This window comes from Streptomyces sp. HUAS YS2 (genome assembly GCF_033343995.1).
Taxonomy (GTDB): Bacteria; Actinomycetota; Actinomycetes; order Streptomycetales; family Streptomycetaceae; genus Streptomyces; species Streptomyces solicathayae.
On record NZ_CP137573.1, the window covers coordinates 5935303 to 5953784 of the forward strand.

19 protein-coding genes are annotated in these 18482 nt (G+C 74.0%); 12 read left to right on the forward strand and 7 right to left on the reverse strand.

Translation table 11 applies throughout. The features are described from left to right. Positions 1–55 precede the first annotated feature (55 nt). The 11 genes from hisI (at position 56) to lgt (ending at position 9187) form a co-directional block, all read left to right on the forward strand. A complete protein-coding gene (gene hisI, locus R2D22_RS27495; protein ID WP_318107370.1) occupies positions 56–406 on the forward strand; it encodes a phosphoribosyl-AMP cyclohydrolase in 351 nt (116 codons plus the stop codon). An 11-nt stretch (positions 407–417) separates the two neighbouring features. Further along, the gene (locus R2D22_RS27500) at positions 418–1908 is read left to right on the forward strand and encodes an anthranilate synthase component I (protein ID WP_318107371.1); all 1491 of its coding nucleotides are present in this window, start codon (positions 418–420) and stop codon (positions 1906–1908) included. 14 nt (positions 1909–1922) lie between these two features. After that, positions 1923–2588: a TIGR02234 family membrane protein gene (locus R2D22_RS27505; RefSeq protein ID WP_318107372.1), complete on the forward strand. Its 666-nt coding sequence runs from the start codon at positions 1923–1925 to the stop codon at positions 2586–2588. A gap of 102 nt (positions 2589–2690) precedes the next feature. Beyond that, positions 2691–2942: an HGxxPAAW family protein gene (locus tag R2D22_RS27510; protein WP_318107373.1), complete on the forward strand. Its 252-nt coding sequence runs from the start codon at positions 2691–2693 to the stop codon at positions 2940–2942. 79 nt (positions 2943–3021) lie between these two features. After that, complete coding sequence (locus tag R2D22_RS27515) at positions 3022–3534, forward strand: DUF2752 domain-containing protein (protein WP_318107374.1); 513 nt, start codon at positions 3022–3024, stop codon at positions 3532–3534. A gap of 145 nt (positions 3535–3679) precedes the next feature. After that, on the forward strand, positions 3680–4489 hold the full coding sequence (gene trpC / locus R2D22_RS27520; protein ID WP_318107375.1) for an indole-3-glycerol phosphate synthase TrpC: 810 nt from the start codon (positions 3680–3682) through the stop codon (positions 4487–4489). Between the two features lie 6 nt (positions 4490–4495). Further along, positions 4496–4705 carry a tryptophan biosynthesis modulator TrpM gene (gene trpM / locus R2D22_RS27525; RefSeq protein ID WP_318107376.1) on the forward strand — a complete coding sequence of 70 codons (210 nt, stop codon included), beginning with the start codon at positions 4496–4498 and terminating at the stop codon, positions 4703–4705. A gap of 375 nt (positions 4706–5080) precedes the next feature. Further along, positions 5081–6319 carry a tryptophan synthase subunit beta gene (gene trpB, locus R2D22_RS27530; RefSeq protein WP_318107377.1) on the forward strand — a complete coding sequence of 413 codons (1239 nt, stop codon included), beginning with the start codon at positions 5081–5083 and terminating at the stop codon, positions 6317–6319. Further along, the gene (gene trpA, locus R2D22_RS27535; RefSeq protein WP_318107378.1) at positions 6316–7131 is read left to right on the forward strand and encodes a tryptophan synthase subunit alpha; all 816 of its coding nucleotides are present in this window, start codon (positions 6316–6318) and stop codon (positions 7129–7131) included. Before trpB ends, trpA begins: the two co-directional genes overlap by 4 nt. Positions 7132–7194: 63 nt before the next feature. Then, positions 7195–8016: a thioredoxin domain-containing protein gene (locus R2D22_RS27540; RefSeq protein WP_318107379.1), complete on the forward strand. Its 822-nt coding sequence runs from the start codon at positions 7195–7197 to the stop codon at positions 8014–8016. Positions 8017–8122: 106 nt separating this feature from the next. After that, positions 8123–9187, forward strand: coding sequence for a prolipoprotein diacylglyceryl transferase (lgt, locus tag R2D22_RS27545; protein WP_318107380.1), 1065 nt, complete (start codon positions 8123–8125; stop codon positions 9185–9187). Between the two features lie 69 nt (positions 9188–9256). Here lgt and R2D22_RS27550 read toward each other — a convergent pair whose 3' ends face one another. From R2D22_RS27550 to R2D22_RS27580, 7 genes are read right to left on the reverse strand one after another with little or no spacing between them, the layout of a single operon-like run. Next, a complete protein-coding gene (locus R2D22_RS27550) occupies positions 9257–10054 on the reverse strand; it encodes an HpcH/HpaI aldolase/citrate lyase family protein (RefSeq protein WP_318107381.1) in 798 nt (265 codons plus the stop codon). Then, the gene (locus R2D22_RS27555) at positions 10051–11280 is read right to left on the reverse strand and encodes a CaiB/BaiF CoA transferase family protein (protein WP_318107382.1); all 1230 of its coding nucleotides are present in this window, start codon (positions 11278–11280) and stop codon (positions 10051–10053) included. Before R2D22_RS27555 ends, R2D22_RS27550 begins: the two co-directional genes overlap by 4 nt. Beyond that, entirely contained in the window at positions 11277–12221 is a 945-nt protein-coding gene (rbsK, locus tag R2D22_RS27560; RefSeq protein ID WP_318107383.1) for a ribokinase, read from the reverse strand. The genes R2D22_RS27555 and rbsK overlap by 4 nt, the downstream gene beginning before the upstream one ends. Then, positions 12218–13648 (reverse strand): ADP-ribosylglycohydrolase family protein, encoded by a 1431-nt coding sequence (locus R2D22_RS27565; RefSeq protein ID WP_318107384.1) that lies wholly within the window; start codon positions 13646–13648, stop codon positions 12218–12220. Before R2D22_RS27565 ends, rbsK begins: the two co-directional genes overlap by 4 nt. Further along, positions 13645–14832 carry an ADP-ribosylglycohydrolase family protein gene (locus R2D22_RS27570; RefSeq protein WP_318107385.1) on the reverse strand — a complete coding sequence of 396 codons (1188 nt, stop codon included), beginning with the start codon at positions 14830–14832 and terminating at the stop codon, positions 13645–13647. Before R2D22_RS27570 ends, R2D22_RS27565 begins: the two co-directional genes overlap by 4 nt. A gap of 48 nt (positions 14833–14880) precedes the next feature. Next, entirely contained in the window at positions 14881–16152 is a 1272-nt protein-coding gene (locus R2D22_RS27575) for an ADP-ribosylglycohydrolase family protein (RefSeq protein ID WP_318107386.1), read from the reverse strand. Next, entirely contained in the window at positions 16149–17147 is a 999-nt protein-coding gene (locus R2D22_RS27580) for an ADP-ribosylglycohydrolase family protein (RefSeq protein WP_318107387.1), read from the reverse strand. The genes R2D22_RS27575 and R2D22_RS27580 overlap by 4 nt, the downstream gene beginning before the upstream one ends. 228 nt (positions 17148–17375) lie before the next feature. Here R2D22_RS27580 and R2D22_RS27585 point away from each other — a divergent pair, with 228 nt between their 5' ends. After that, positions 17376–18104 (forward strand): VIT1/CCC1 transporter family protein, encoded by a 729-nt coding sequence (locus tag R2D22_RS27585; protein WP_318107388.1) that lies wholly within the window; start codon positions 17376–17378, stop codon positions 18102–18104. Positions 18105–18482 lie beyond the last annotated feature (378 nt).

Here is an 18482-nt window from a genome sequence, read left to right on the forward strand (position 1 = left end):
TCCGCCCAGTGGACGGTCCGCCGAGAAGACCCGCCGGTCACGGCACAATGGCCGCATGAGCAGCAACCTCGACCCGGCCATCGCCGCCCGTCTCAAGCGCAGCCCGGACGGACTCGTCCCGGCCATCGCCCAGCAGTACGACACCGGCGAGGTGCTCATGCTGGGCTGGATGGACGACGAGGCCCTGCACCGCACCCTCACCACCGGCCGCTGCACCTACTGGTCCCGCAGCCGCCAGGAGTACTGGGTCAAGGGTGACACCTCCGGCCACGTCCAGCACGTCAAGTCCGTCGCCCTCGACTGTGACGCCGACACCGTGCTCGTCAAGGTCGACCAGGTCGGCGCCGCCTGCCACACCGGCGCGCGGACCTGCTTCGACGCCGACGTGCTCCCCCTCGGACAGTAGGGTCGGGCGCCATGGATCTCGAGACGTTCCGCAAGCTGGCGGCCGACCGCCGCGTCATCCCCGTCAGCCGCCGGCTCCTCGCGGACGGCGACACCCCGGTCGGGCTCTACCGCAAGCTCGCCGCCGAACGCCCCGGCACCTTCCTGCTGGAATCCGCCGAGAACGGCCGCAGCTGGTCGCGGTACTCCTTCGTCGGCGTCCGCAGCGACGCCACCCTCACCGTGCGCGACGGACAGGCCCACTGGCTCGGCACCCCGCCGGTCGGCGTCCCCGTCGACGGCGACCCGCTGGCCGCCCTGCGCGCCACCGTCGAGGCCCTGCACACCCCGCGCGACCTCGCGTCCGGGATGCCGCCCTTCACCGGCGGCATGGTCGGCTACCTCGGCTACGACATCGTCCGCCGCCTGGAGCGGATCGGCGACAGCACCCGGGACGACCTGCGGCTCCCCGAGCTCACCATGCTGCTCACCAGCGACCTCGCCGTCCTCGACCACTGGGACGGCAGCGTCCTGCTGATCGCCAACGCGATCAACCACAACGACCTCGACACCGGCGTCGACGAGGCGTACGCGGACGCCGTCACCCGCCTCGACGCGATGGAGGCCGACCTGGCCCGCCCGGTCGAGACCGTGCCGGTCGCCCTGCCGCCGTCCGAGCTGCCCGAGTTCTCCGCCCTGTGGGGCGGCGAGTCGTACCAGGAGGCCGTCGAGGACATCAAGGAGCGCATCCGGGCCGGCGAGGCCTTCCAGGTCGTGCCCTCGCAGCGCTTCGAGACCCCGTGCGAGGCCTCCGCGCTCGACGTGTACCGGGTCCTGCGGGCCACCAACCCGTCCCCGTACATGTACCTCTTCCGCTTCGAGAACGGCTTCGACGTCGTCGGCTCCTCGCCCGAGGCCCTGGTCAAGGTCGAGGACGGCCGGGCGATGGTCCACCCCATCGCCGGCACCCGGCACCGCGGCGCCACCCCGCAGGAGGACCACGACCTCGCCGAGGAACTGCTCGCCGACCCCAAGGAGCGCGCCGAGCACCTCATGCTCGTCGACCTCGGCCGCAACGACCTCGGACGGGTCTGCGAGCCCGGCTCCGTCGAGGTCGTCGACTTCATGTCGGTCGAGCGGTACTCGCACGTCATGCACATCGTGTCCACCGTCACCGGCCGCGTCGCCCCGGGCCGTACCGCCTTCGACGTGCTCACCGCCTGCTTCCCGGCCGGCACGCTCTCCGGCGCGCCCAAGCCCCGCGCGATGCAGATCATCGAGGAGCTGGAGCCGTCCCGGCGAGGCCTGTACGGCGGCTGTGTCGGCTACCTGGACTTCGCCGGCGACTCCGACACCGCCATCGCCATCCGCACCGCCCTGCTCCGCGACGGCACCGCGTACGTGCAGGCCGGCGCCGGAGTCGTCGCCGACTCCGACCCGGTCGCCGAGGACACCGAGTGCCGCAACAAGGCCGCCGCGGTGCTCCGCGCCGTCCACACCGCCAACCGGATGAACGCCGGCTGACCGCGTAGGGGATAGTGGGGTACGTGAGTGCCGTACCCGTACCCCAGCCCCGCGCCGCCCGCGCCGGCGTACCGGCCGCCTCCGCCGGCCGCCGCAGCCTGGCCGTGGCCCTTCTCCTGGGCGCCCTCGGCGCCACCGTCGTGCTGCTGTCCTCCGGCCAGACGTGGGCCGAGGGCGTCGCCGCCGTGGGCGGCGGCACCGTGCCTGTCGAGGCCGACGGCGGCGCCGTCACCGGCGTGCCGACGGCTTTGGCCGTGGTCGGCCTGGCCGCCCTCGTCGCCGTCTTCGCCGTCCGCCGCACCGGCCGGGCCCTCGTCTCCGGGCTGCTCGCGCTGAGCGGCGCCGGAGCGGCCCTCGCCGCGTACCTCGGCGCGTCCGACAGCGACGCCCTGAACGCGGAGGCCGCCCGGATCAGCGGCGACACCGCCGCGGCCGTGCAGAGCCTCACCCACACGGCCTGGCCGTACGTGACCACCGCCGGCGCCGTGCTCATCCTGCTGGCCGGGCTCCTCGCGCTCCGCTTCGGCAGCCGCTGGCCCGCCATGGGTGGCCGGTACGAGCGGGCCGGAGCCCCTCGTTCGGCCGCACGCCGTGGGGGCGGCGGCACGGTCGACCCGGACCGGCCCGAGGACCTGTGGAAGGCCCTCGACCGCGGCGAGGACCCGACGCGCGAAGCCTGACCCCCGGTTCACCCCGTGACCCTGCGTGCGGGACAATGGTCCACGAGTGGCCGCGCAGACAGACGGCACTCACCCCGAGCTACAGCTACCGAGGAGCAACTCATGGCGGGCAGCGCCCACGGACACACCCTTGCCGCCTGGACCGGTGTCACCATTTCCTTCATCGGCTTCTGCGTCGCCAGCGTCTTCATGGTCGCTGCCAACGTGCCCGGCTTCTGGGCCGGTGCGGCGCTCATCCTGCTCGGCGCTGTCGTCGGCGGCGTCATGAAGATGATGGGCCTCGGCACGCCGAAGGAGTCCGAGGCCTCCATCGCGGCCCGCGCCCGTGCGGCCGCCGCCGTGCAGGCCCGCTGAGACCCCTGGCGTACGACATGAAGGCGCGGCCCGGCACGACCGGGCTGCGCCTTCATGTCTTTGCGGGGACAATCACGAGGTGGATGTGAAGCCGACACCTTCCGTGACCGCCGGTGGCGACACCGCCGAGCCCGGCACCGCCTGGGCACAGGCCGGCCGGTACGTACCGCCCCCGCCGCCGCGGCCGGAGTCCCGGCCGCTCGCGCGCCGGCTCGTCGCCCCGCTGGGCACGCTCGCCGGCGTCGCCGCCGCGTTCGCGTACGTCGGGACCGTCGACCCCAACGAGCCCGGCCACTACCCGGTCTGCCCGCTGCTGCGGTTCACCGGCGTGTACTGCCCCGGCTGCGGCGGCCTGCGCAGCGCGCACGCGTTCGTCCACGGTGAGTTCGCGGCCGCCTTCGGCTCCAACGCGCTCGCCGTGACCGGCTACGTGATCTTCGCCGCCCTCATGGGCGTGTGGCTGGTCCGCGCCGTCCGTGGGCTCCCCGTGCGGACCTCGGTGCCCAACACCTGGTGGTGGGGGCTCGGGGCGCTCCTCGTCGTCTTCACGGTGGTGCGGAACCTGCCGTTCGGGTCCGCGCTCGCGCCATGAGCTGCGCGGCGCGATCCCAGCAAATGGGACGCACGTCAACCGGATGCGGGCGCTCAGCCGTCCTGCGGATACCATCGACTGTGCTGATCCCGGTTCCCCGGAGTCAGCACCGTCACCGTCAACGTCCCGGAAGGGGGCCTCTCGCGTGAGTGTGCTCGACGAGATCATCGAAGGCGTGCGCGCCGACCTCGCAGAGCGGCAGGCGCGGGTCACCCTCGACGAGCTCAAGGAGCGCGCCGCGAAGGCCCCGCAGGCCAAGGACGGCGTCGCCGCACTGCGTGGCGACGGCGTCAAGGTGATCTGCGAGGTCAAGCGCTCCAGCCCGTCCAAGGGGGCACTCGCCGCGATCGCCGACCCTGCCGGACTCGCCGCGGACTACGAGGCGGGTGGCGCGGCCGTCATCTCCGTCCTCACCGAGCAGCGCCGCTTCGGTGGCTCGCTCGCCGACCTGGAGGCCGTGCGCGCCCGGGTCGACATCCCCGTGCTGCGCAAGGACTTCATCGTCACCGCTTACCAGCTGTGGGAGGCCCGGGCCTACGGCGCGGACCTCGCGCTGCTGATCGTCGCGGCGCTGGAGCAGGAGGCGCTGGTCTCCCTCATCGAGCGCGCCGAGTCCATCGGCCTCACGCCGCTGGTCGAGGTGCACGACGAGGAGGAGGTCGAGCGCGCCGTCGACGCGGGCGCCCGGATCATCGGCGTCAACGCACGGAACCTCAAGACCCTCCAGGTCGACCGCTCCACGTTCGAGCGCGTCGCCCCCGAGGTCCCGGCGGGCATCGTCAAGGTCGCCGAGTCCGGCATCCGCGGCCCGCACGACCTCATCGCCTACGCCAACGCCGGCGCCGACGCGGTGCTGGTCGGCGAGTCCCTGGTGACCGGCCGTGACCCCAAGGCCGCCGTCGCCGACCTGGTCGCCGCCGGCGCCCACCCGGCCCTCCGCCACGGGCGGGGCTGACACTCCATGCCCCTCCGCCACGCCGCGCGTACCGCCGCCGGGCCCTGCCACGCGCCTCTGGCGCGCGGCTGCCGTCCGCGCGGCTGCCGTGCGCCGGCCCGGCGGGTGCACGGGCGACGGGTCCGCTACGTGATCGGCGACGAGCCGGGCCAGGTCAACGGCATGCGATGGCGCCCGCGCCGAGCGCGCGTCTCCACATACGCCAGCCACGCCTGACCGCACCCGGCCCCGCCCGCCGTGGGCGCCCACCCCACCCCCCGTTGTGGGCATTCGTTCCGCTGGGGCGGAACGGGTGGGCACAACGGAACGGCGCCCTTGGCGGGCGCGTCCGCCCCAAGCTCGTACCCGCACCTCGTGTGCGGCCACGCTTGCAGGCGCGCCGCACCCGTGGGCGCCGGGGTGCTTGGGCGGAACGCACCCGCCAGGGTGCCGTCCCGTGTGCCCACCCCGTCCCGCCCGCGGGACGATTGCCCACACGGCGGTGGGACCAGGTGGTCGGGCCACGGCGTGGCCTCGGCGACGCGTGCGCGCGCGTAACGTGACCATCAACCGCACGTCACCCGGGGCACCCGCCCCGCGAGGAGCATCCGCATGTCCAGCGAGTTCTTCATTCCCGACGCCGAGGGCCAAGTCCCCTCCGCCGAGGGCTACTTCGGCGCCTACGGCGGCAAGTTCATCCCGGAGGCGCTCGTCGCCGCCGTCGACGAGGTCGCCGTCGAGTACGACAAGGCCAAGGCCGACCCCGAGTTCGCCCGCGAACTCAACGACCTGATGGTCAACTACACCGGCCGCCCGAGCGCCCTCACCGAGGTGCCCCGGTTCGCCGAACACGCCGGTGGCGCCCGTGTGTTCCTCAAGCGCGAGGACCTCAACCACACCGGCTCGCACAAGATCAACAACGTGCTCGGCCAGGCCCTGCTCACCAAGCGCATGGGCAAGACCCGCGTCATCGCCGAGACCGGCGCCGGCCAGCACGGCGTCGCCACCGCGACCGCCTGCGCCCTGTTCGGCCTCGAGTGCACCATCTACATGGGCGAGATCGACACCCAGCGCCAGGCGCTGAACGTCGCCCGGATGCGCATGCTCGGCGCCGAGGTCATCCCGGTGAAGTCCGGCAGCCGCACCCTCAAGGACGCCATCAACGAGGCGTTCCGCGACTGGGTCGCCAACGTGGACCGCACGCACTACCTCTTCGGCACCGTCGCCGGACCGCACCCATTCCCCGCCATGGTCCGCGACTTCCACCGCGTCATCGGCGTCGAGGCCCGCCGCCAGATCCTGGAGCGGGCCGGCCGGCTCCCCGACGCCGCGATCGCCTGCGTCGGCGGCGGCTCCAACGCCATCGGCCTCTTCCACGCCTTCATCCCGGACTCCGACGTCCGCCTCATCGGCTGCGAGCCGGCCGGGCACGGCGTCGAGACCGGCGAGCACGCCGCCACCCTCACCGCCGGCGAGCCCGGCATCCTGCACGGCTCGCGGTCGTACGTCCTCCAGGACGACGAGGGCCAGATCACCGAGCCGTACTCCATCTCGGCCGGCCTGGACTACCCGGGCATCGGCCCGGAGCACTCGTACCTCAAGGACACCGGCCGCGGCGAGTACCGCGCCGTCACCGACGACGCCGCCATGCAGGCGCTGCGCCTGCTCTCCCGTACCGAGGGCATCATCCCGGCCATCGAGTCGGCGCACGCCCTCGCCGGCGCGCTGGAGGTCGGCAAGGAGCTCGGCAAGGACGGGCTGCTCGTCGTCAACCTCTCCGGGCGCGGCGACAAGGACATGGACACGGCGGCCCGCTACTTCGGGCTGTACGACGGGGAGGGCTCCAAGTGACGACCGGGAACATCCAGCTGCTGAGCGACACCCTGGCCACGGCCAAGGCGGAGAACCGCGCCGCGCTCATCGCGTACCTGCCGGCCGGCTTCCCCACCGTCGACGGCGGCATCGAGGCGATCAAGGCCGTCTTCGACGGCGGCGCCGACATCGTCGAGGTCGGACTGCCGCACAGCGACCCGGTGCTCGACGGCCCGGTCATCCAGACCGCCGACGACATCGCCCTGCGCGGCGGCGTCCGGATCGCCGACGTCATGCGCACGGTGAAGGAGGCCCACGCGGCCACCGGCAAGCCGGTCCTGGTCATGACGTACTGGAACCCGATCGACCGCTACGGCGTCGAGCGGTTCACCGAGGAGCTGGCCGCGGCCGGCGGCGCGGGCTGCATCCTGCCCGACCTGCCGGTCCAGGAGTCCGCGGTGTGGCGCCGGCACGCCGACAAGCACGGTCTCGCGACCGTCTTCGTCGTCGCGCCCAGCAGCAAGGACGAGCGCCTCGCCACCATCACCGCCGCCGGCTCGGGCTTCGTCTACGCCGCCTCGCTGATGGGCGTCACCGGCACCCGCGAGTCCGTCGGCGCCGAGGCCGCGGACCTGGTCCGCCGCACCCGCGCCACGGCCGACCTTCCCGTCTGCGTCGGCCTCGGCGTGTCCAACGCCGCTCAGGCGCGCGAGGTCGCCGGCTTCGCCGACGGCGTCATCGTCGGCTCCGCCTTCGTGAAGCGGATGCTCGACGCCGACGAGGCCACCGCACTGGCCGCCGTAAGGGAACTGGCGGCCGAACTCGCGGAGGGCGTGCGCCGCACCGCGTAGCCCGTACGGGTGGATCTGCGACCGGGGAGGCACGCCCGTGCCTCCCCGGTTCGTTTGCCGGGCGTGAGCGAGAAGAACCATGACGGAAACCGGAGCGCCCGGGCGCGCCTCCAGCAACAGCGAGACCGCGAGAAGGCGCGGGAGAAGCAGCGGCGCGTACTGATCGTGTCCGCCGCGATCGTCGGCGTCCTCGGTCTGGCGGCCGTGATCGGCGTGATCGCGGCGAGCGGCGGCGACGACGAGGGGTCCGACAAGGCCGGCCCGGTCGTCACCCCCAGCGGCGCGACCGGCGACGACAAGCCGGCCATCCCCACGGGCGCGGCCGACGCCCCCTCCACGCTCACGATCTGGGAGGACTTCCGCTGCCCCGCGTGCGCCCAGTTCGAGAACGCGTTCCGGAACACCATCCACGAGCTGGAGGCGGAGGGCGCGATCAAGACCGACTACCACCTGGCCACCCTCATCGACGGCAACATGGGCGGCAGCGGCTCGCTGCGCGCGGCGAACGCGGCGGCCTGCGCGCAGGACGCCGGGAAGTTCACCCCGTACCACGACGTGCTCTACATGAACCAGCCGGAGGAGACGGACGACGCCTACGGCAACAACGCCAAGCTGATCGAGCTGGCGGCCAAGGTCGAGGGGCTGGACACCCCCGCCTTCCGCAGCTGCGTCGAGGACGGCACGCACGACACCTGGGTGCAGAAGTCGAACGAGGCGTTCCGCAGCGGCTCGTTCAACGGCACGCCGTCCGTGCTGCTCAACGGAGAATCGATCTTCCCGACGAAGGGGAACGAGCAGATCTCCCCGGCGAACCTGAAGAAGTGGGTGGCCGAGGCGAACAAGGGCAAGAAGAAGGGCAGCGCCTCCCCGTCGACCACGGGCTGAGGCCCCTGGAGCCCGTGTGGCTGCTGGGTTCTGTGGGGTTAGTTACGCAGACGTTGCCGGGTGGGCTGCCGCAGCGCCCGCCCGGCAGGGTAGCGTCGGACCTGCCATGGACCTTGCCTACATTCCCAGCCCCTCGACCGGTGTGATCTACCTCGGACCGGTTCCGCTGCGCGGCTACGCCTTCTGCATCATCATCGGTGTCTTCGTCGCCGTCTGGCTCGGCAACAAGCGCTGGATCGCCCGGGGCGGCAAAGCCGGCACCGTGGCCGACATCGCCGTCTGGGCGGTGCCCTTCGGCCTCGTCGGCGGCCGGCTCTACCACGTCATCACCGATTACCAGCTGTACTTCAGCGAGGGTGAGAACTGGGTCGACGCCTTCAAGATCTGGGAGGGCGGCCTCGGTATCTGGGGCGCCATCGCGCTCGGCGCGGTGGGCGCCTGGATCGGCTGCCGGCGGCGCGGCATCCCGCTGCCGGCGTACGCGGACGCCATCGCGCCCGGCATCGCCCTCGCGCAGGCGATCGGCCGCTGGGGCAACTGGTTCAACCAGGAGCTGTACGGAAAGCCGACCGACCTGCCGTGGGGTCTGGAGATCTCCGCGAGCGCGAACCGCGAGGCCGGGATCTACCACCCGACGTTCCTCTACGAGTCGCTGTGGTGCATCGGCGTCGCGCTCCTGGTCATCTGGGCCGACCGCCGCTTCAAGCTGGGCCACGGCCGCGCGTTCGCGCTGTACGTCGCCGCCTACTGCGCGGGTCGCGTCTGGACCGAGTACCTGCGCATCGACGACGCGCACCACATCCTCGGCCTGCGGCTGAACGTCTGGACGGCGATCGGCGTCTTCGTGCTCGCGGTCGTCTACATGGTCGTCTCGGCGCGGGTCCGCCCGGGCCGGGAAGAGGTCGTGGAGCCGGCGGCGGTCGAGGAAGCGAAGCAGGCCGCCGAGAAGGCCGCCGGGACGGGCGTGGAGAAGGAGGCCGACGCCGCCGGCTCCGACGCCGAGGGTGACGCCGGCAAGGACGCGGACGACTCCGCCGACCGGGACGTCGCGGACGCCGCCTCGGACGCGGCTTCGGACGACATCCCCGAGGACACCCCGGCCGAGGGCGGGGTCACCGACCTGTCGAAGGACGGCGCGGGCAACGGGGCGGGCGCGGCCGGCAAGAGCTGACCGGCGGCATCACGACGCGGCGACGGGCCGCCGGGACCGATGAGGTCCCGGCGGCCCGTCCCGTTCGTGTCAGCCCCTGCGGGCCGCCAGGTTCAGGACCCGGCGCGCGCCCTCGACCACGGCCGCGTCGACGAACCGGCCGTCCGGCAGCGCGAGCGCGCCGCCGTCCGCCTCGGCGGCCTTGACGACCTCCTCCGCGCCGGCGACCTCGTCCGGCGTCGGCAGATAGGCCTGCTCGATGACCGGCAGCTGGCGCGGGTGGATGGCCGCCCGGCCCAGGAAGCCGAGCGAGCGGCCCCGCGCACAGCTCACCGCCAGCGACTCCAGGTCACGGACGTCCGGGTGGACCGACTGGGCCGGCGGCGGGAGGGCCGCCGCGCGGGCCGCGAGCACGATCCGGCTGCGCGGCCAGTCGAGCCCGGCGTCCTCCCGTACGCCCAGGTCGGCGCGGAGGTCGGCCTCGCCCAGGGCGATCCCGTGCACCGACGGATGGGCGGTGGCGATGTGGTACGCGTGCTCCACGGCCAGGGCGTTCTCCAGGAGCGGGAACAGGGGCAGGCCGGGGACGACGTCGGCGATCCGGCGGATGTCGGTGGCCTGTGTCACCTTGGGAACACGGAAACCGCTGAGGCCGGGGAGGGTGGCCAGTGGGGGGATGTCGCGCGGGGTGTGGATGCGCACGTGCACCGGGACCGGGTGCGGGTCGGACAGCAGGTCGACGGTGGCGTCGAGGGCGTACGCCTTGCGGTCCGGGGCCACCGCGTCCTCCAGATCGACAATCACGACGTCGGCGCCGGACGCCAGCGCCTTGCGGACCACGTCCGGACGGTCCCCGGGGGCGTACAGCCAGGTGAGGGGGAAGGTCATACGGCTCCTTCGCTCCGCAGGGCGGTGATCTCGCCGGGGGAGAGGCCGAGTTCGGCGAGCACGTCGGCGGTGTCCGCGCCGTGCGGGCGGCCGGCCCAGCGGATCGCGCCGGGGGTCTCGGAGAGCCGGAAGAGGACGTTCTGCATGCGGATCGGGCCCAGCTCGGGGTCCGGGACCTCGGTGACGGTGTCCAGGGCGCGGTACTGGGGGTCCGCCACCACGTCCCGGACGTCGTAGACCGGGGCGATCGCCGCCTCCGCCTTCTCGAACGCCGCCAGCGCCTCTTCCCGGGTGTGCCGGGCGACCCACGAGCCGACGGCCTCGTCGAGGACGTCGGCGTGGGCGGCGCGGCCGGTGCCGTCGGCGAACCAGGGCTCGTCGATCAGCTCCGGCCGGCCGACCAGGCGCAGCACGCGTTCGGCGATCGACTGGGCGGAGGTGGAGACGGCGACCCAGGAGCCGTCGGAGGTCCGGTAGGTGTTGCGCGGGGCGTTGTTCTGGGAGCGGTTGCCGGTGCGCGGCTGGACGTGGCCCAGCTGGTCGTACCAGAGCGCGTGCGGGCCGATGACCGCGAGCATCGGCTCGATGATCGCCATGTCGACGACCTGGCCGCGGCCGGTGGCGGTGCGGGCGGTGAGCGCGGTCATCACCGCGTACGCCGTCGCCAGAGCGGCGACGGAGTCGGCGAGACCGAACGGGGGGAGCGTGGGCGGGCCGTCCGGCTCGCCGGTGATGGCGGCGAAGCCGCTCATCGCCTCGGCGAGGGTGCCGAAGCCGGGGCGGTGGGAGTACGGGCCGAACTGGCCGAAGCCGGTGACCCGGGCCAGCACCAGGCCCGGATTGACGGTGGACAGCTCCTCCCAGCCGAGGCCCCAGCGCTCCAGGGTGCCGGGGCGGAAGTTCTCGACGACGACGTCGGCGTCGGCGACGAGCCGGAGGAGGGTGTCGCGGCCGCCGGGGGCCGAGAGATCGAGGGTGATCGTCCGCTTGTTGCGGCCGAGCATCTTCCACCAGAGACCGACACCGTCCTTGGCGGGGCCGTGGCCGCGGGACGGGTCGGGCTTGCGGGGGTGCTCGACCTTGACGACGTCCGCGCCGAAGTCGCCGAGCATCATCGCCGCGAGCGGCCCGGCGAAGAGGGTGGCGAGGTCGAGGACACGGAGACCGTGGAGCGGGGCGGGGGAGGTGGGGGCGGACGCGGGGGAGGTGGGGGCGGAGTCGGTCATACGGCGTCGGCCTCCTGGCGGTCGTCGCGGTCGTCACGGCGGGCGTGCGTCGGGTCGAATGCGGTGTCGATCTCGGTGCGGTACGGCATCGAGGACGAGGCGCCGGGGCGCTGGACGGAGAGCGCGGCGGCGGCCGACGCCCAGGCGAGGGCCTGCGGAACCGGCCGGCCCTCGCCGAGGGCGACGGCGAGAGCGCCGACGAAGGTGTCCCCGGCGGCGGTGGTGTCCACGGCCCGGACCCGGGGCGCCGGGACGACCAGGGGCTTCGCGCCCCGGGCCGCGTACAGGCTGCCCGCCGCGCCGAGGGTGACCACGACCTCGGGCACCTTGCGCAGCAGCGCTTCGGCGGCGGCGTGCGGGTCGGCGAGTCCGGTGAGCGTGGCGGCCTCGTGCTCGTTGGGCACCAACAGGTCGGTGGCGGCGAGGAGTTCGTTGGGCAGGGGCTGGGCGGGGGCCGGCGTGAGCACGGTGCGCACGCCGAGGCCGCGGGCGGTGACGGCCCCCGCGGTGACGGCGGAGAGGGGGAGTTCGAGCTGGAGGAGCAGCGCGTCGGCGGTGGCGATCAGGGCTTCGTCGCCGTGGTCGAGGGAGGTGACGGTGGCGTTCGCGCCGGGGACGACGACGATCGCGTTGCCGCCCTCGTCGTCGACGACGATGTGGGCGGTGCCGGAGGGGCCCTCCGAGGTGCGGAGCAGGTCGGTGTCGACACCGGAGTGCTCGAGGGCGGCACGGAGACGGGAGCCGAACTCGTCCGCGCCGACCGCGCCGATCATCGAGACGTCCGCGCCGGCGCGGGCGGCGGCGACGGCCTGGTTGGCGCCCTTGCCGCCGGGCACCGTGCGGAACTCCCGGCCGGTGACGGTCTCGCCGCGGGCGGGGGCCTTCGCGACGTAGGCGACGAGGTCCATGTTCGTGCTGCCGAGCACGACGATGCTGGTCATGGGCGTACGGCCTCCTGGTGCGTGAGTGCGGCGAGGGAGTCGAAGCCGATCCCGTCGAAGGAGGGGACCGAGGTGGCGAGCCGGTTCTTGAGGGGGCCCGTCCAGCGCTCGGGGAGCCGGTCGGGGTGGCCGGCGAGCAGCCCGGCGAGCGAGCCGGCGGTGGCGCCGTTGGAGTCGGTGTCCCAGCCGCCGGAGACCGCCGCGCAGATGGAGCGGGAGAAGTCGCCGTCGGCGTGGGTGAGCGCGGCGGCGAGGAGGGCGGCGTTCGGGACGGCGTGGACCCAGTGGTACCCGCCGAGGGCGGCGTGGAGACGGTCCACGACCGTGTCGAAGTCCGGGGTGGTGCGGGCGGTTTCGATGCCGAACCGGACGGCGACGGCGAGCCGGGAGCGGGGCGGGACCACGGCGAGCCCGGCGGCGAGGGACCGGTGCACGTCGGCGGTGCCGGTCGCGGCGGTGGCGAGGGCGGCGGCGACGAACATCGCCCCGTAGACGCCGTTCGCGGTGTGGCTGAGCGAGGCGTCCCGGTACGCCTGCGCGGCGGCGGCGTGCGGGTCGCCGGGGTGCGTCCAGCCGTGCACGTCGGCGCGGATCAGCGCGCCGATCCACTCGCGGAACGGGTTGCGGTGGACGGCGGTGAGCGGGGGCTCGATGCCGTCCAGGAGGTTGCGGTAGGCGACGCGCTCGGCGGTGAAGGTGCGGCCGGCGGGGAGTTCGTCGAGCCAGAGGCGGGCGACGTCGGCGGTGGTGAAGTCGCGGCCGTACCGCTGGAGGAGGAGCAGATTGAGGAGGGGGTAGTTGAGGTCGTCGTCCTCGGGCATCCCGTCGATGTTCTCGGCGAGGGAGGTGGCGGCGGAGCGGCGGTTCCAGGGGTGCGCGGCGAGGAGCGCGGGGGGTACGCCGCGTTCGGTGAACCAGGTGGTGAGCGGCCAGTTGCCGGCGGCGCGGGCGAGCGCCCGGATGGCGTGCAGCGGCAGCTTCTCCACAGGCTTCCCGAGCAGGCACCCGGCGGCCCGCCCCAGCCAGGCGGCGTGCAGCCGCGCCCGGAGCGGGTGGACTTGCCCCACCCCGCCCTCCCCCAGAGCTGCCTCTGGGGGAGGCTCCCACCCCGAAACCCTGACGAGACCGGGGGCTCCGCCCCCGTCCCTCCGTCCGGAAGCGGTCGCGTGGATGGCGGGGAGGGTGGTGGGTTCGTCGGGGGTCAAGGGGGTCGGGAGGGCGGCCAGGGCTGTCAGGAGGTCCTCGGACAGTCGGCGGAGGTCGGGGCGGGGGGTGGGGGAGGAGCCTGCCGTGGTGGGGGCCGCCGGGCCGCCGGCTGTCCGCCAGCGGGCGGCCAGGGCCGTCGCGTCGCGGCCGTCCTCCGCCGCCTGGCGGAGCTCGTGGCCCACCAGGTCCTCCGGTTGGACCCAGGTCACGCGCAGGTTCATCGGGCCGAGTCCGTCAGGGCCGCGTACGCCGACTCGTGGGCGCGGCGGCGTCGGGCGTCGTGGGCGAAGACCTCGTGGGCGACCTCGGCCAGGACGCCCGCCGGTGCGTGCAGGTCGAGCCGGCTCGCCTCCGCCACCTGCTTCGCCCAGTCCGCGGGCACCGCCGCCTCGCCCCGCAGCGCGCCGACGATCGCGCCCGCCATCGTCGCGATCGAGTCGCAGTCCCGGCCGTAGTTGACCGCGCCCAGCACCGTACGCCGGTAGTCGCCGGCGCCGACCAGCAACATGCCCAGGGCGACCGGGAGTTCCTCGATCGCGTGCAGCCGGGACGGGCGCCGGGCACCCAGCGACGGCGCCCGGTAGTCCGGGCCCACCGAGTCGAACGGCGCGACCGCCGCCCGCAGCGGCACCAGGGCCGACTCGAAGTCGGTGTGGCGTCCCGCCGTCTCCGCGACCGCCTCGATCGCCGCCGCCGTGCCGTCCTTCGCCAGGCGCAGCGCCGCGTCCACGACCGACCCCGGCGTCGCGCCCGGCGCGCACGCCGCGGCCACCGCCGCCGCGAACACGCCCGCCGCCTCCCGCCCGTACGAGGACTGGTGCGCCCCGGCGACGTCCAGCGCCTCCGCGTACGCCGCCGCCGGGTTCGCCGCGTTGACCAGGCCCACCGGCGCCATGTACATCGCCGCACCGCAGTTGACGATGTTTCCGTTGCCGGCCTCGCGCGGATCGACGTGGCCGTAGTGCAGCCGCGCCACGATCCACTTCTCGGCGAGGAAGATCCGCTGGAGGGGCAGTGCCTCCGCCTCCAGTTCGGGGATCCACACCGGGCTCCCGACCAGCTCGGGGACCAGGTGGTCCGCCACCGCGTACGCGTCGAGGTGGTCGCGGACCTTCCCGTACACGCGGATCAGCGCGTGCGTCATCAAGGTGTCGTCGGTGACGTGCCCGTCGCCCTTGTGGTACGGGGCGATCGGGCGGGCGGTGCGCCACGCGTCGCCGTTCCAGGGGCCGACGACGCCGGTGATCCGCCCGCCGTGCCGCTCGAGGATCTGGTCGGGGGTGTAGCCCTCGACCGGGCCGCCGAGGGCGTCGCCCACGGCGGCGCCGACGAGGCTGCCGGTGATCCGGTCGTCGAGGGAGGGGCCGGGGGAGGGGACCAGGGGTGTGGGGGGTGTGGGTGCCATGAGGCGAATTGTCCATCCCGGGGCCCCTGGTGGCCCCGGGAACACGCCCTAGTGGTCCCGGCCGAGCCGGGCGTACGCGAGGAGTTGGGACAGCTCCACCAGATCCGTGCCCGCGAGCCGCGGCAGCGCGCAGCCCGCGAGCGTCCGGCACGCGTCCCGCCAGGTCGCCGGGAGCGACGCGGCCCCGCCGAGCGCGCCGGTCAGCGCGCCCGCGAGGGCCGGCGCGGAGTCCGCGACGCGCGACAGGCACGCCGCCGCCGGTACCGCGGCGGACGCCTCGCCGCGCGCGGCGGTGGCCAGCGCGAGGGCGACCGGCACGGTCTCCGCGGCCGCGATGCCGTAGCTGTAGACGTGGTCGACGATCTGGTGCTCCAGCAGCGGGACGAGCTCGAACGCGGTCGCCGCGTCGCGGGCCATCTTCACGGCGTGCCGGCCGTTGCGCCCGATCTCGGTGCTGGACGGGAGCTGTTCGAGCGCGGCGTCGACCGCGGCGTCGACGGGCGCGCCGCCGAGCGCCGCCGCGACCGCGGCCGCCATCGCGCGGGCGCCGTGGACGCCGTCGCCGTCCTGCGTGTACCGCGCGTCGAACTCGGCGAGCTCGGCGGCGGCCGACGGGTCGCCGGGGTGGACGAGCGCGAGGACGGTGGCGCGGACGCAGGCGGCATCGTCGAAGTAGTGCGGGTTGTCGTGACCGGTGGCGGGCGGGCGCAACCCCGTGGCCAGATTGCCGAGTCCGGCCCGTACGGAGATCCGGGCGCGCAGCGGCAGCACCGCCGACTCGACCTCGGGCGCGCGGTCCGCGGCGGCGGCCACCTGGCCGGCCAGGGAGTTCCAGGCCAGGTCGACGGCGGCGCGCAGCCGGTGCGCGGGGGCGAGCCCGCGGAACAGCGGGCCGCCGGCGGCGAGCACCGCCTCTGCGGTGAACACCGCCCACTCGGCGTCGTCGGAGGGGCCGAGGCGGAGCGGCTCGGGGGGCTGGTTGAGGGCGATGGGGACGGGCAGCGTGGTGGTCGCGTTCTGCTCGGCGAAGGTGTCGAGTTCGCGGGTGAGGCGCCGGGTCCATTCGGGCATCCGGGCGGCCCGGTGCCGGGCGGCCGGCCAGCCCGCGGCGTCGCCCGCGGCGATGCCGAGCAGCAGCCCCTCGATCCGGTCCGTGCCGAGCGCGACCGGTGCTGCGGCGACCACCGGGACCGGGACGACCCCAGGTCCCGCGAGTCCGAGCGCGTCCGTCTCCCGCGCCGGTGCCCACGCGCCGCCCGCGGCGGGCATCACGGTCTCGGCCGTGCCGTACGTCCTGTGCGTCGGGTCCGTCGTCGTCATGCGGCCTCCTCCTCGTCCGGGGTCAGCAGGTCGGCGATGTCCAGCACGTGATAGCCGCGCATCGAGGGCAGGCAGCTGCCGGCCACCGGGGCGATCGCGGAGCCCCACTCCTCCGGGATGGCGGCCGCGCCGCTGCTCGCGCCGGCGAGGGCGCCGGCCACCGCGGCCGTCGTGTCCGCGTCGCGGCCCATGTTGACCGCGGTCAGGACCGCCGTACGGAAGTCCCCGCGGGCCGCCGCGTACGCGCCGAACGCCAGCGCGACCGCCTCCGGGGCCAGATCCGTCCACGGGTAGCCGCCGATCACGACGGCCGAGCGGACGGTCCGTTCGCGGATCAGCGGGTCCGGCTGGAGGCGCTGCGCGGCGACGACCGCGCGGCGCATGGAGCGGGCCGTCCACGAATCCATCGGGACCACCGACAGCGCCGCCGCGATCACCGACGTCACCGACGCGCCGGTCATCGCCGCCGCGACGCCCGCCGCGACCGCCTGGCCGCCGTAGATGCCCTCGCCGTCGTGGCTGACGCTGCCGTCGATGGCGACGAGCCGGGCCGCCTCCGCCGGGCGGCCCGCCGCGAACACCCCGAACGGGGCGGCCCGCATGGCCAGTCCGTCGCTCCACGCGTGCCGGTGCTGCGCCGAGATGGGCGCGGCGAGACCGCGCCGCAGGTTCTCCAGGGTGCCCCGCTCGCTGAAACCCGCCCCGCGGAACGGCCCCTCGTCCAGGTCCGCGATCCAGTGGTGCCAGGCGCGCTCGACATGGGACACGGTCAGCGCCGAACCGTGCCGGGCGAGCAGCAGTCCCGAGAAGATCGCGTACTCGGTGTCGTCCGTCCCCGCCGGAGCGTCCGTCACGAAGCCCTCGATCCTGCCCCATCGGCGGCGGATCTCCGAGGGCCGCATGTTCTCGGCGGGCGCCCCGAGGGCGTCACCGACCGCGAGGCCGAGCAGCGCACCGCGGGCGCGCTCGCGCAGATCGCATGCAATCGTCACCATCTCGCTCGCCTTTCACGTGCATCGATCCGATTCCTCGATGTCTGCCACGTGCGCGTCCCGGTCTGTCGGAGAAACGGCTCTGTCACCCGGCTGACACCCCTCCGCAGCAGTCAGGTGGGCCTTACTAAGTACGGCCTGCCTTGCTGGCGAGCCCCTTACATAGCGCGTATTTTCGAGGTGTCGAGGGGCGGCGGGTGAGCCAACCCGCCGGAAACACAGGGGAGAAGCATGTCCATCATCGAGACCGAGGCGCCGCTCCACGAGGCGCACCGCGACAACCACACCCACCGTGACGTCAACGGCGGTTGGCTGCGTCCCGCGGTCTTCGGGGCGATGGACGGACTGGTCTCCAACCTCGCGCTGATGACCGGCGTCGCGGGCGGCGCGGTCTCCCAGCAGACCATCGTCATCACCGGACTTGCCGGACTCGCCGCGGGCGCCTTCTCGATGGCAGCCGGCGAATACACCTCCGTCGCCTCGCAGCGCGAGCTCGTCGAGGCCGAACTCGACGTCGAGCGGCGGCAGTTGCGCAAGCACCCGATCGACGAGATGGAGGAGCTGGCCGCCCTGTACGTGTCCCGGGGCGTCGAGCCCGCGCTCGCCCGCGAGGTCGCGATGCAGCTCTCCCGCGACCCGGAGCAGGCGCTGGAGATCCACGCCCGCGAGGAGCTGGGCATCGACCCGGACGACCTGCCGTCGCCGACCGTCGCCGCGGTGTCCTCGTTCGCCTCGTTCGCGCTCGGTGCGCTGCTGCCGGTCCTGCCGTACCTGCTCGGCGCCACCGCCCTGTGGCCGGCCGTGCTGCTCGCGCTGCTCGGGCTGTTCGCCTGCGGCGCGCTGGTGGCCCGGGTCACCGCCCGCAGCTGGTGGTTCAGCGGCCTGCGCCAGCTCGTGCTGGGCGGAGCCGCGGCGGCCGTCACGTACGGGCTCGGCATGGCCTTCGGCGCGGTGCTCTGACCCGTACGGACGGCCGAACGGATTCGCCCCCGTAGGACCCCTACTGCCCGGTACGCCCCCGCCTCGCTGCGGGGGCGTTCTGTGTATCGGTGCAGGTCAGCGGCGTCTCGGCGCGCTGTGACATATGTCCCTGTGCGGATTCCGCAGCTCGGTGAGACACTATGCACAGCTCAACATACGTAGCCATTACCCGGCGGTTTCGAATGCATGACCACCGGGCATGAGCCGTAGGCGCCGCGAGCAATGAAGCTCGCTCTTCGCGACGAGTCGCCGAAGACCCCGGACACAACCGATCTCTTCTCGATCTCCTCAGCAAAAACGCCATCGAAGCACCCCTGGAACATCCTTCATCGCATCCCGCGGTGTCCGCATGCTGGA

Coding starts and splice junctions, on each gene's coding strand:
- hisI (WP_318107370.1), top strand. CDS start 56: ATGAGCAGCAACCTCGACCCGGCCATCGCCGCCCGTCTCAAGCGCAGC.
- R2D22_RS27500 (WP_318107371.1), top strand. CDS start 418: ATGGATCTCGAGACGTTCCGCAAGCTGGCGGCCGACCGCCGCGTCATC.
- R2D22_RS27510 (WP_318107373.1), top strand. CDS start 2,691: ATGGCGGGCAGCGCCCACGGACACACCCTTGCCGCCTGGACCGGTGTC.
- trpM (WP_318107376.1), top strand. CDS start 4,496: ATGCCCCTCCGCCACGCCGCGCGTACCGCCGCCGGGCCCTGCCACGCG.
- trpB (WP_318107377.1), top strand. CDS start 5,081: ATGTCCAGCGAGTTCTTCATTCCCGACGCCGAGGGCCAAGTCCCCTCC.
- lgt (WP_318107380.1), top strand. CDS start 8,123: ATGGACCTTGCCTACATTCCCAGCCCCTCGACCGGTGTGATCTACCTC.
- R2D22_RS27550 (WP_318107381.1), bottom strand. CDS start 10,054: ATGACCTTCCCCCTCACCTGGCTGTACGCCCCCGGGGACCGTCCGGAC.
- R2D22_RS27555 (WP_318107382.1), bottom strand. CDS start 11,280: ATGACCGACTCCGCCCCCACCTCCCCCGCGTCCGCCCCCACCTCCCCC.
- rbsK (WP_318107383.1), bottom strand. CDS start 12,221: ATGACCAGCATCGTCGTGCTCGGCAGCACGAACATGGACCTCGTCGCC.
- R2D22_RS27565 (WP_318107384.1), bottom strand. CDS start 13,648: ATGAACCTGCGCGTGACCTGGGTCCAACCGGAGGACCTGGTGGGCCAC.
- R2D22_RS27570 (WP_318107385.1), bottom strand. CDS start 14,832: ATGGCACCCACACCCCCCACACCCCTGGTCCCCTCCCCCGGCCCCTCC.
- R2D22_RS27575 (WP_318107386.1), bottom strand. CDS start 16,152: ATGACGACGACGGACCCGACGCACAGGACGTACGGCACGGCCGAGACC.
- R2D22_RS27580 (WP_318107387.1), bottom strand. CDS start 17,147: ATGGTGACGATTGCATGCGATCTGCGCGAGCGCGCCCGCGGTGCGCTG.
- R2D22_RS27585 (WP_318107388.1), top strand. CDS start 17,376: ATGTCCATCATCGAGACCGAGGCGCCGCTCCACGAGGCGCACCGCGAC.